5 protein-coding genes are annotated in these 12,337 nt (G+C 73.1%); 3 read left to right on the plus strand and 2 right to left on the minus strand.

What is annotated here, in order from left to right:
- Positions 1-156 precede the first annotated feature (156 nt).
- From GSY69_RS06455 to GSY69_RS06465, 3 genes are all read left to right on the plus strand, one after another.
- Positions 157-1,467, plus strand: coding sequence for an MATE family efflux transporter (locus GSY69_RS06455; protein ID WP_160953053.1), 1,311 nt, complete (start codon positions 157-159; stop codon positions 1,465-1,467).
- Between the two features lie 1,029 nt (positions 1,468-2,496).
- Entirely contained in the window at positions 2,497-4,794 is a 2,298-nt protein-coding gene (locus GSY69_RS15155) for an HNH endonuclease signature motif containing protein (protein ID WP_160953054.1), read from the plus strand.
- Between the two features lie 186 nt (positions 4,795-4,980).
- Positions 4,981-5,481: a GNAT family N-acetyltransferase gene (locus tag GSY69_RS06465; protein WP_160953055.1), complete on the plus strand. Its 501-nt coding sequence runs from the start codon at positions 4,981-4,983 to the stop codon at positions 5,479-5,481.
- Positions 5,482-6,090: 609 nt separating this feature from the next.
- Here the strand turns inward: GSY69_RS06465 and GSY69_RS14930 are convergent.
- A complete protein-coding gene (locus GSY69_RS14930; protein ID WP_268892172.1) occupies positions 6,091-7,851 on the minus strand; it encodes a M1 family metallopeptidase in 1,761 nt (586 codons plus the stop codon).
- A gap of 66 nt (positions 7,852-7,917) precedes the next feature.
- Positions 7,918-12,060 carry a Pls/PosA family non-ribosomal peptide synthetase gene (locus GSY69_RS06480; RefSeq protein WP_160953056.1) on the minus strand — a complete coding sequence of 1,381 codons (4,143 nt, stop codon included), beginning with the start codon at positions 12,058-12,060 and terminating at the stop codon, positions 7,918-7,920.
- Between the last annotated feature and the right edge of the window lie 277 nt (positions 12,061-12,337).

Here is a 12,337-nt window from a genome sequence, read left to right on the forward strand (position 1 = left end):
TGGGCAGCCGTGCACCGGAAGCGGCGCCCGCGCACCTCGGCAGACCGGGCAGTTGTGCACCGGGAGCGGTGCGCCTGCGCGAGCCGGAACGGGGCGGCCGTGCACCTCGGCGACCGGACACTGAGCCGCGCGCCCTGCCGCGTAGACTGCGTGACCATGCGCGCACTCGACCGACGGATCTGGGGCCTTGCGCTGCCGGCCCTGGGCGCGCTCGCCGCCGAGCCGGTCTTCCTCCTCGCCGACACCGCCATGGTCGGCCATCTGGGCGCCGGGGCGCTGGGCGCACTCGCCATCGCCGGGACCATCGTGCAGACGGTCCTGGGCCTCATGGTCTTCCTCGCCTATGCGACGACCCCGCGCGTGGCCCGCCACCTGGGCTCGGGCGATCAGCGCGCCGCCGTCGGCGCGGGCTTCGACGGCATCTGGCTGGCCCTCGTGTGCTCGGCCGTGCTCGTGGCCGGCGGACTGCCGCTGCTGGGCTGGCTGCTGGGCCTCTTCCATCCCGCGCCCGAGGTGGCCGCCGGCGCCCTGTCCTACCTCACCATCTCCTGGTGGGGGCTGCCGTTCATGCTCGTCGTCGTCGCGGCGACGGGTCTGCTGCGGGGCCTGCAGGACACGAAGACGCCGCTCTTCGTCGCGGCCGGCGGGTTCGGGCTCAACATCGCGCTCAACGCGCTGTTCATCTACGGGCTGGGGATGGGGGTGGCCGGCTCCGCGCTCGGCACCGTGTGCGCCCACGCCGCGATGTGCGCGGTCTACATCGTCATCGCAATCCGCGCGGCGCGGCGCTTCGGGGCAGACCTCCGCCCGGACTGGGCGGGCGTGCTCGCCGCGGCCCGCACCTCGGGCTGGCTGCTCGTGCGCAATGCCTCGCTGCGTGGTGGCCTCATCGTCCTCATCGCCGCGGCCACCGCGCTGGGGACGGCGCAGCTGGCCGCCCTGCAGGTGGCCCAGACGCTGTTCAATTCGCTCGCACTCGTGCTCGACTCCATTGCGATTGCGGGCCAGGCGCTCATCGGCCTGGAGCTGGGCCGCCGGGATCGCGCAGGCGTGGCCGCCGTGCAGCGTCGGCTGCTGCTGTGGGGGACCGGTTTCGGAGTCGTCGTGGGCGTGCCGCTCGCGTGCGCCTCGCCGTGGGTGGGTGCCGCGTTCACCTCGGACGGTGCCGTGCGCGCGCTGCTCGCGCCGCTTGTGCTCGTCCTGGCGCTGTGCATGCCCATCGCCGGCTGGGTGTTCACCCTGGATGGCATCCTCATGGGCGCCGAGGATGCCCGCTACCTCGCGCTTGCCCAGGTGGTCTCGTTCCTCGTGCTCGCCGCGTGCGCGTGGGCGGCGATGGCCGCGTTCGGATCGCTCACCGCGCTCTGGGCGAGCTTCTGCTTCGGCTTCATGGGCGCCCGGGCGGTGACGCTGGGCCTGCGCATGCGCGGCCAGGGGTGGATCGAGCGCGCCGAGGCGCGAGCCTGACCACACGGGACCTCCGCCGCGACTGCGCTGGGCGGGCTGGTTGGGCTGGCTGGGGTGCTTGCGCTGGCAGCGTTCGCCGGGGTGGTTGTCTGGGCTGATTGGGCTGACTGCACGGGCAGTGTTTGGCGGCGGTGCTTGCTGGGCTGGCTGCGCTGCTTGCGCTGGCTGTGCTGACTGTGCGAACGGTGCCGTCTGGGTTGCTGGGCTGGTTCCGTTGCCGGTGCTGGGTGGGCTGGTTGCGCTGACCGTGCTCGACGGCGCTGGATGCACAGGTTTCGCCGGTTGAGCCCGGTGCGCTCCCTTTGACGGGTGTACGGGGTCGACTTTCACCCTTGCGCCACAGAAAATCGAAGAGTATTAGTTCGCATGGGATTTACGGAGTCCTTTCCATGCTCTCGTGTCCGTGCCTCGTTCTATCCTGGACCCACAGCCGAAACATCCAGTCGGCGGGGCCGGCGGACATGCGCAGAGGGGGCGAGTGGCATGGCGGATCATCGGAATGCGGGCAGCGGAACCCCTGCGGGTCCCGGTGGTCCCAGACGCTCCGGCAGCCCCGGAGACGACCACCTCCGACCACAGGCCTACGATGCCGCTGTCTTCGCGGCGCTGGCCGAGGAAGCCACCGTCATCAGCACGCACAGCCTGCGCCGCATGCTCGGCCCCGGCCTCACGGCACTGCAGAGCATGGTCGACCACGGGGTGCTCCGCACCCTCGGCGTCGACGATGGTGCACTGCTCGATTCCTCCGGTGACTGCGCGGGGATCGGCGAGGTGTGCACGGGGTGCGGTCTGCTCGCCCCCGCTCCGGATGCGCACCGCTCATCCGACCAGGCGACTGGCCGCGGACTCGACTGCGTCGGAGTCGACGCTCCAGCTGTGGGGGCACCGACAGTCGATCGCACATGGAGAGCTCGGCCGGGCCCCGGAGGAGCCGAGGGGCACGGTGGGTGTAGGGGTGAGGGCGCCGGTACACGTGAGGGGGCGGTGGGCCTCTGCCGCTGCCCGGTGGCGTCGCCGGCCGAGGAGCCTGTGACCGTCGAACCGCGTCGTCTCTTCGACCTTCCCGGCCTCGGTGCCCCGGTCAGCCCGGTTCCCGACGACATTGCCTGGGCCGATGCGATCCCCGTGGATGCCGAGCTCATTCCGGTTACGCGTATCACCCGCCTGCTCACCCTCCACGCGCCTGGTCGAGTCCCCGGCCAGCTCTACGACGGCGGGAAGCTGCGCTTGGGGATGACCGTGGGCGCGGTGCTCGACATCAGCGAATACTCTGCCCACCGGCTCATTGCCCAGGCGCTGACCGCGCTGCTCGGTCTGCCCCGCCTCGTGGCGCAGGTGCGGTGCGGGCTCATCGACTTCCGCAAGCTCGCACTCGCCGCGGACCTCGTAGGCGACTTCCCGCTGCTGCGGCTGCGGCGCATCGACCAGCAGTTGGCCGCCCTGCGCCCGAGCATGCGCCTTGCCGACTTCCGTCGGCACCTCGTGCGACTCGTCGCAGCGGCCCAGGATCCGACGGAGCTGGCCGAGCTCGCGCGCAGCCGGCGGCGCGTCGAATACAGGCCGCAGGCGGACGGGACCGCCGTACTCTCGCTCATCGGCCCCAGTGCCGAACTCGACGCGCTGCATCGGCGCCTCTACGCGGTTGCACGGGCCGTGCGGCGCAGCGAACTCGGTGCGTTCGGCCAGCAGGTGCCGCCCGGGGTGCGCGTCATCGATGAGCGCAGCCTCGACCAGCTCTGCTTCGACATGCTCTCCTCGTATCTGCCGCAGGTGAGTGTGCAGGCCGTGCTCCCCATCGAAGCGGGAGCCAGTGCCGGCGCTGCTGCATCCCGCGGGTTCCGTCCCGCCGCTGCCGCTGATGACGCGCGTGCGCATCGCACCGCTTCGCACCTGCAGCGCGAGTCCGGGGCCTCCGGGAGGCTGCAGTGCGTCCCCGGTACGGGCAACGGGGACACGGCTCGCGGACACCCCGCACCCGGCACCGGAGCGGCGCAGGCGGTTCACCCTCCGAGCGAGGTGGATGGTCACGGGGCCGGCCCCGCCGGGTCCCGAGTGCCCGACTCTCACACCCAGGATGCCCACGAGCAGGGTGTGCGAACGCAATCCGGTTCGCCGCGAGTTCCGGGGCCCATTGACTGCCCGCACGACGGTAGCTGTCCGCATCGCGCCTGCGGGCCCGGCATCGCAGAAGGAGCTGGGAGAGGTGCCGACGAAGGTGGTACCTGCAACCGTTGCAGCGCGATGAGCAGGGAAAACAGGCCGGGAGTTCCCTGGCAGGGGCGCAGTGTGCCCACTGTCCGGGCACGCGACCAACTGGACCGACCGGACCGGTCGGACAGGCCAGGTCGACCAGACCGGTCGGACAGGCCTAACGGGACAGGTGTGCCGGATGAGGCAGGCGGGCCGTTCGGGGCAGACGAACCGGATGGGCCAGGTTGGCCGGGTGGATCCAACGGATCGGTCGGGCTGGACGGCAGCACGGTCGACGGTGAGGCCGGACAGCTCGTCACCCTCACGCTCACGTGCCCGACGAACACGCAATGGCTGCGCGCCCAGGCTCGGGTCGCTCTCACCGTCCCGGCACTCACCGCCCTCGGACTCAGCGAGCTGCCCGGAGAGCTCGCAGACGGGGCGCCCGTGCCGGCGGATGCCGTGCGCCGGATCCCCGGTGGCCTCGATTCGGTGGTCCGCATCCTCACGGATCCCGTCGACGGCCACGTGCTCGATGCCGCAGCGCGCACCTACGCGATCCCGGCGCCCATGCGCACGGCCATCGAGGCGAAGTGGCAGCACTGCACGGCACCCGGTTGCTCACGACGGGCCGGATCCTGCGAGCTCGACCATCGGGTTCCGTTCGACCACGAGAATCCCGGTTCCGGTGGGCGCACCGACTTCGAGAACCTCCATCCGCTGTGCAAGCGGCACCACCAGATGAAGACCGACGACAGGCTCGTGCCGACGAGGACCGCTGAGGGCATGCTCGCCTGGAGCCTCAACGGTGGGATCTCCGCGGTCACCGAGGTTCCCGGCAACCCTGTGTCGGCCCAGCACGCGAGCGAATTCACGGCCCTCCTCACTGCGCTCGCTGAACCCAGCGGAACGGTCGGAGAGGGCGCGGACGGCAGGGTCGGGGCGGAGTGCGAACGAGATGCGGCAGCGGGCCACGATGTTCGCCTCGGGAGCACCGGTCAGCTCAGAAGCGGTGGTCGGCCCAGGAGCGGTGGTCACCTCGGAGGCGGCAGCGACCGCGGGGCCAGTGGTCGTCCCGGGGGCAGTGGTCATCCCGGAAGCGCTGAGACGCCCCACGTCGAGCCTCCGCCCTTTTGACGAGCCTCAGCCCACTTTCACGAGTCTCTGCCCACTTTCGCGAGTCTCTGCCGTTCTGACGGGCCTCCTCCCAATTGAGGGGGCGCTGCCCAGGACCGTGCCCTTCTTCGGACCTCCCCGGGGGCGAATCCTCACCCGTCGTGTGTCCGCACGCCGGTGGTCAAGCGGCCTCGCTACGCTGGGAGCATGGCAACAATCCGCCCCCTGACCGACGACGCCGCGACCCAACAACTGCTCGAGCCGTTCCTCCTGCTGGCCGTCAACTGGTCGATGGACAAGCCGGAACTCTCGCGTGACGAGGCCATGAGCCGGCCCGAGCTCGCCCGCTACGTCACGGGGTGGGGTCAGGCCGGCGACCTCGCGCTCGGGGCGTACGAGGGCAACGGTGCGGATCGGCTCATCGGCGCGGCGTGGCTGCGGCGGCTGCCGGACTCGCCCGGCTATGGCTGGGTTGCCGACGACATCCCCGAGCTCACCATCGCGGTGCACCCGGACAGGCAAGGCGAGGGGATCGGCACCGCGCTGCTGCGGGCGCTCAAGGGCACGGCGCGCGTCGCGGGGGAGCGGGCCATCAGCCTGTCGGTCGAGGATGGAAACGGCGCCGCCCACCTCTACGCCGCCGCCGGCTTCCGCACCGTCGGCGCCGATGGCGACGCCTCGATCATGCTGCTCGACCTGCGCGCGTAACCCGCACGCGCTGCAGCGTGGCACCGTTGTTCGCGCACCCGCGCTCCACCGCTGCGCAAGCCCCGAACACGGCCTCGAGATGCGCCGGCACGGCCGGCAACGGCGGTTGCAAACCGGATCGAACGTGCTCGGTGCCAGGATGAGTGCCGGCTCGTGAGCGCCCAATGTTCGGGTACGCGCCGGAACGGGTGACACCGCGTTGAGCCGGAACGGGTGACCAGTGTGCTGAGCCGGAACGGGGGCGCCGTGCTGAGCTGCAGACAGGATCGGGGGCACCCCGTCGAGTGAGATCGGGGGCACCCGGTCTGGTGAGAAGGCGGATGAGGACCAGAACGGTTACGGGTGGATGGGTGCGGGGCGGCGTGGGAGCGGGCCTGAGCCCGTGCGCCCGCTCGGTGCGAGCGTGGGAGCGGGCCTGAACCCGTGCGCCGCTCGGTGCGGGGGCAGGCCTCAGTCCGTGCCCTGACCACCGCGGCGCTTGTCCATCCCTGACCGTTCAATGCATACGCTTGCCCGTGCCTGTACCCGTGCCTGTGCCCGTGCCCGTGCCCGCCGCCACAGTCCATGCACCGGCCCGTGAGCGCGCCAGCCGGAGCCCGCGCACCCGTCTCAGCCGACCTGCGGCAGCGGCGGCAGTTCGGCTGCGAAGAGCCAGGGGGTGAGAGCCTCGCGCGCCTCGGCTCCCGCGCGCTCCTCGACGAGGCCGAGGAAGTCATCGGTAATGACGTTGCCGAGCCGGTAGCGCGCCGTCCACTCGCGCAGCAGGCCGAAGAACGCTTCGTCGCCCACGGCGGCGCGCAGCGCATGCAGCGTGAGTGCACCGCGCTTGTAGACCTCATCGTCGAACATGTCGTCGGGCCCCGGATTGGCGAGGACACCGCTGGCTGCCTGGGAAGGCTCCGCCCGGGGCGAACCCGCATCTCCGGCGGTGGCGCTCATCGTGCCTTTCGCACCGCCGGTGGATTCAACGCCGCCCTCGGAACCAGCGCCACCTGCGGAAGGACCCAAACCAGCGGAACTGTCCCCGCCGTCGGAACCGGCGCTACCCGCGGAACCGGCCCCGCCGTCGGAACCTGCTGGACGACCGGCACCGCGTGCTCCGCGTGCCCCCTCGGTCACGTCGCTCCCCTCGCGAACCCCCGCATCCGGGTCGCCAGCGCCGCCTGCGCCGCCTGAGCTACCTGCGCCGTCTGCACCGCCAGCACTACCAGCGCTGTCTGCATCCTCAGCGCCAACCGACCCGCTCGCGTCCGCACCGCGTGCCCCCGCCGCGCGGGAGACGATGCCGCCGACGGCCTCGCCCACCCGCTCGGCCGCGCGCCGGAGGAACCCCGGCCGCAGCGAGTCGTAGTGCGCCTTGGCCTGCTCATCGGCCGAACCTCGCTCCGAGGCCTCGGACCACAGCCACTCGGCGTAGCAGGCGAAGCCCTCGTTGAGCCAGATGTCGCGCCAACGGGCGGGCGTGACGGAGTTGCCGAACCACTGATGGGCCAGCTCGTGGGCCACCAGCCGCTCGGCCTGCCACGTGCGGTGGAGGTGATTGGGGCCCAGGATGGACAGCGGCTGGGACTCCAGCGGGATGTCCAGCACGTCATCGGTGACGACGACCCCGTACGCGTCGAACGGGAACGGGCCGAAGCGCTCCTCGAACGCGCGCATCATGCCGTGCTGACGGCTCAGGGCCCGCTCCGCGTGCGCCCACCGCTCCGGCGGGCACGCCAGGCGCAGCGGCACGCGAGAGACATCAGAGCCCGCGGGGGCGGGAATCTCGCCGCGCCGATACCGGCCGATCTGCATGGTCGCCAGGTAGGTTGCCACCGGCACATCGGAGCGCCACGTCCACTGCGTGCGCCCGGCCTTGCGCCGCTCGCCCACGAGCTCGCCGTTCGAGATCGCGGTGTACTCCGACTCGACGAGGATGGAGATCTGGAACGTCGCCTTGTCCGAGGGATGGTCGTTGCAGGGGAACCACGTCGCGGCGCCATTGGGCTGGCCCGCCACGAGCACCCCGTCCTCGAGCTCCTCCCAGCCCACATCGCCCCACGTGCCCATCGCGGGCTCCGGATTGCCCGAGTAGTAGACGTCGAGCGCGAACTCCTGACCCTCCTTGAGCGCCTTCCCCGGGCGAAGCACGAGCTTCGAGCCCACCGTCTTGTAGCGGCAGCGCTGGCCGTCGAACTGGGCGCGATCGCAGCGCAGGCCCACGAAGTCCAGCTCGATGGCATCCGCAGCGGCGCGCATGACACCGCGCAGCGTGGCGTGCCCGCTCAGCCGATTGGGCACGATCCGGTAGTCGAGGACGAGCTCGTAGTGGTCGATGCGCACGGCGGCGGTGCCGGATTCGGGGGTATACGGGTCGAGCACTGTCATGCGCGGGTGCCGCGTCCTTTCGCTGGGTGCGGGCCGGCCGCACGGAAGGGTGGGGATAGGGGAATGCTACGCGCCGGGCGGCGCAGGGGGCTCCGCAGCCGAGGCGCGGGACGGCGCAGCGGCATCGGGCGCGGGGCCGTGTGCTGCAGAGGCTGCGCGCCCATGAGCGGGGCTCGGCTGCTCCTCGTGGGCAGGCGCCTCGCGCGCGACCGCGTCCCGCGCATCCTCGGCCGCCAGCGGGGCATCGAGCCACGGGACCACGGGGTTGCCGGTGAAGTACGCGTGCGGCGGAACGAACTCGCCGCGCATGACGAGCGAGGCGGGCCCCACGGTGGCCGAGCGGCCCAGCTGGGCCGCCGGGAGGATGACGCTGTTGGGCCCCAGCGTGGAGCCCTCGTCCAGGGTGACCGAGTCGAGCGCCATGACCCGGTCGTGGAAGAGGTGGGTCTGGACGACGCAGCCCCGGTTGACGGTCGAGTTGTCACCCAGCTCCACGAGGTCGGCCTCGGGCAGCCAGTAGGTCTCGCACCACACCCCGTGGCCGATCTTCGCACCGAGGGCCCGCAGGTACCAGACGAGGGCGGGCGTGCCGACGGCCGTGCGCGCGAACCAGGGCGCGGTGATGAGCTCGACGAACGTGTCGGCCACCTCGTTGCGCCAGATGAAGGCCGACCAGAGGGGGTGCTCACCGGTCCGGATGGGCCCGACGAACAGCCACTTCGCCGCGACCGCGATCCCCGCGGCAACCGCACCGGCGGCCATCATGACGAGGCCGGAGAGGACGGCGGCGAAGAGCGCGGCGCCGAGCCCGCCTGGCCGGCCGGTGAGCTGCCCGCCGGCCCCGAGCAGCCAGCACAGGGCCAGGAGAACCCCGGAGACGAGCACCCCCTCCACGGCGACTGCGAGCAGGCGCAGCGTCTCCCACGCCCCGCGGGCCGCGCGCAGCCGGGCCGGCGGCGCGTACGTGAGCGACTCATCGGCGGCCACCTCGCTGCGGCGCAGCTCCACCGGCGGCGAGCCGATCCACGATGAGCCCTTGCGCGACTTCCTGGGCGCGGCGGAGAGCACCGCGACGAGCGCGTTCTTGGGCACGCGGCGCCCGGCGGCGGTGATGCCCGAATTGCCCAGGAAGGCCCGCTTGCCCACCTTCGCCCGGCCGATGCGCATCCAGCCGCGGCCCATCTCGTACGAGGCGACCATCGTGTCGTCGGCGAGGAATGCGCCGGCGGCGATCTGCGTCATCTTCGGCACGAGCAGCACGGTCGAGGCCTCGACACCGCGGCCCACCCTGGCGCCCAGCAGCCGCAGCCACACGGGGGTGATGAGGCCCGCGTAGAGCGGGAAGAGCAGGTCGCGGGCCATGTCCATGACCCGCTCGGTGGCCCAGATCCGGTAGCCCATGGCCGAGCGGACGGGGAACTCGCCCTCGCGCAGCCCGGCCCCCAGCGCCCGCACGACCGCGAGGATGAGCAGCGCGGTGCACGCAAACCACGCGAGCGCCTGGAACGGCGCCCACGCGAGCAGCGCCAGCGGCCGGGTGGCGACCTCGGGCCCGGAGACGGCGACCATGAGCGCGAGCCCCGGCACGGCCGCAAGGTAGGGGATCGTCGCCTGCCCCAGCGAGCCGAGCGCGTAGAGGAGGAACGGGGCGTGGCGGCGCGTGCGCGGGGGCGGCGGCCAGTGACGACGCGCCTTGCCCACCCGCACCGCCGGCGAGCCGGAGTACACCTGGTTCTTGCGCACCTTCCCGGTGACCGCAGAACCGGGTTCCACATGGGCCCCCGCGCCCACCTGCGCGCCGGGCATGAGCGTGGAGCGGGCTCCCACGGTGGCGCCGCGGCCCACCCGGATCGCGCCGATGCGCAGCAGGTCGCCGTCGACCCACCAGCCGCGCAGATCGACCTCCGGCTCGATCGCCGCACCCGCCTCCAGCGTGAGCAGGCCGGTCACCGGGGGCACGGAGTGCAGGTCCACGCCGGGCCCCACCCGGTTGCCCAGCAGCCGGGAGTACCAGGTCACCCACGGTGCGCTCGCGACGGACACCGCGGCGGCGAGGTCCGCGATGTGTTCGGCGAGCCACAGGCGCAGGTGCACCCCGCCCGAGCGCGGATAGACACCCGGGCCCACCCCGGCCAGCAGCGCCCGGGCCACGCCGGCGGAGACGAGCATGCGCCCCCAGGGCGTGACGAACGCGGCGAAGAGGGCCAGCGTGAGCCAGCCCGGTGCGGTGGGCACGCGGGCGCCCAGCAGGGCCGCGGCCTCGAGGACGAGGAAGGCGATGACGAGCCAGCGCATGCCCGCGAGGATGTGGACGGGAATCCCGAGCAGGGTCTGCAGGGCCTGCATCGAGCGCTTCGTGCGCACCACGGTGCGCGCGGCCCGGGCCGCCGGGGCCTGTGATTCCGCGCCCAGGCACAGGTCGACGAGCGCGCCGAAGCGCGGGTGGGCGTAGACGTCGCCGACGGTCACGGCCGAGTGCCGGGCGCGCAGCCGCGAGACGAGCTGCGCGGCCGCGAGCGAGCCCCCGCCGGCGGAGAAGAAGTCGGTCGCCTCCCCGGGGACGGCCCCGAGCACCGCCGCCCACTGCTGCGCGATCCACTCGGCCTCCGGGGGCAGCGGGCTGCCGTCCGCCGGCTCGGCCGCGGCGGCACCGGGCAGCGGCCACGGCAGGGCGGCGCGGTCGACCTTGCCCGAGGTCTTCGTCGGCAGCTCGTCGACGAGCGCCAGGCGCGGCACGAGCGCGGGCGGCAGGGACTCGCGCAGCCGCGCGGCCCAGCCCTCGATCGCCGCCTCCGCCTGCGGGCTGCCGGCGGACGCGCCCAGGGCGGGGTCGTCCGGGGCGAGGTAGCCGATGAGCAGCTGCGTGCCGCCCGGGGTGGACTTCACCGCGGCGGCGGCCCCGCGCACGTCCGGCAGGGCCTGCAGCGCGGCATCGACCTCGCCCAGCTCGATGCGCCGGCCCCCGAGCTTCACCTGCTCGTCCGCGCGGCCAACGAACAGCAGCCCCGCCGGGTCGTTGACGACGATGTCGCCGGAGCGGTACGCCCGCTCCCAGCCCAGCGACGCCATGGGCGCGTACTTCTCCGCATCCTTGGCCGGATCGAGGTAGCGCGCCAACCCGGCGCCGCCGATGATGAGCTCACCGGAGGCGCCCTCGGGCACCGGGAAGCCCGTGGCGGGGTCGACGATCGCGAGGCTCCAGCCGCGCAGCGGCAGCCCGATGCGCACGGGTCCCGCACCCAGCTGTGCGGCGCACGCGACGACCGTGGCCTCGGTGGGCCCGTAGGTGTTCCACACCTCGCGCTCACCGTCGGCCAGGCGGGCCGCGAGCTCGGGCGGGCACGCCTCGCCGCCGAAGATGAGCAGGCGCACCGAGTCGAGCGTCTCGGCCGGCCACAGCGCGGCCAGCGTCGGCACGGTGGACACGATCGTGATGCGGCGGCTGGCCAGCCACGGGCCCAGGTCCATCCCGGACTTCACGAGCGCCCGCGGGGCCGGGACGAGGCAGGCACCGTGGCCCCAGGCCAGCCACATCTCCTCGCAGCTCGCGTCGAAGGCGACGGACAGGCCGGCGAGCACGCGGTCGCCCGGCCCGATCGGATCCTCGGCGAGGAAGAGCTCCGCCTCCGCAGCGACGAACGCGGCCGCCGAGGCGTGCGAGACGGCCACGCCTTTGGGCTTGCCGGTAGAGCCCGAGGTGAAGATGATCCAGCAGTCGTCGTCCGGCCGCGGCTCGCGCAGGGCCGGCGGCGCGGTGCGCTCCGCCCGGCTCTCGATGGCAAGGCCAGGGAAGCCGGGCACCGACTGGGCCCCCGCGCTCGCGCCGGGTGCGCCCTCGGGGCCCATGATGACCGCTGCCACCGCGGCCTCGCCGAAGACCGTCGCTGCGCGCTCCTCCGGATCATCCACGTCGACCGGCACATAGGCCGCCCCGATCATGAGCGCGCCGAGGATCGCGGTGTAGAGCTCGGCGGTGCCGCTGGGCACGCGCACGCCCACCCGGTCGCCGGGGCCCACGCCCGCGGCGTTGAGGGCGAGCCCGACGTCGCGCACCTGCGCGATGAGCTCTTCGTAGCTGAGCACGCGCCGCCCGTCGTCGAGCGCCGGGGCGTGCGGGTGCGCGGCCGTCGTGGCGAGGAGGATGTCGATGAGGGTGCGGGGAGGGCCGGCGAGCGGCGCGGCGGGGAACTGCGGGGGATGAACGGTCACGGCAGGCTTTCGTGGGGTGCGTGAGAGCGGAATCGGCGCAGAGCGGGCCGCGGGCCGCGGCCGTGGACGACAATGGTCATGACGATGGTACGTCGAAACCGGGACTGCCCGGACCGCCGCCGGTGGGCCGGGGCTGGCGGGTGTGATCGGCTGCCGGTGGGAGGGTGCGAATGCGCTGGTGGGCGGGGCATGACGGGGACGCCGAGGCGCGCCTGCGTGCGCTTGCCGCCCGCGCGTGGGGCGCGGGCCGGGCGGGCATCGCGCACACCGCCGGCCC

The organism is Brevibacterium rongguiense (assembly GCF_009857845.1).
GTDB classification, from domain to species: Bacteria; Actinomycetota; Actinomycetes; order Actinomycetales; family Brevibacteriaceae; genus Brevibacterium; species Brevibacterium rongguiense.

What these genes read in the sequence shown, in the direction of transcription:
- GSY69_RS06465 (WP_160953055.1), top strand. Translation starts at nt 4,981, where the DNA reads ATGGCAACAATCCGCCCCCTGACCGACGACGCCGCGACCCAACAACTG.
- GSY69_RS06455 (WP_160953053.1), top strand. Translation starts at nt 157, where the DNA reads ATGCGCGCACTCGACCGACGGATCTGGGGCCTTGCGCTGCCGGCCCTG.
- GSY69_RS14930 (WP_268892172.1), bottom strand. Translation starts at nt 7,851, where the DNA reads ATGACAGTGCTCGACCCGTATACCCCCGAATCCGGCACCGCCGCCGTG.